Genomic DNA, 273 nt, shown 5'->3' on the forward strand with positions numbered 1-273 from the left:
TCGACCACGTCGGCGTAGTCGCTGCCGAGCACCGCGACCAGCGGCCCGTCCCGGTCGGGCCCGGCACGCCGCACCGAGCGGAGCCGGCGGGCCACCGAGAGCACCACCCCGTGCTCGGCGAAGGCCCGCAGGTAGGCCGGGCTGTTCATCGCGCCGACCGAGATGCCGACCATCCGCTCCGGCGTGACCAGCTCGACCCGGGCCCCGCGGCGGGCCAGGTGCTCGGCGGCGTCGAGGGCCGGCTCACCGCCGTGGTCGTCGTAGACCAGCACC

At 76.9% G+C, this 273-nt stretch carries 1 pseudogene; it reads right to left on the reverse strand.

The features are described from left to right. Positions 1-273: pseudogene (locus QWY29_RS20525) on the reverse strand (N-methylproline demethylase); the annotation flags it as partial.

The organism is Nocardioides abyssi, from assembly GCF_030412915.1.
In the GTDB taxonomy this organism is placed as follows: domain Bacteria; phylum Actinomycetota; class Actinomycetes; order Propionibacteriales; family Nocardioidaceae; genus Nocardioides; species Nocardioides abyssi.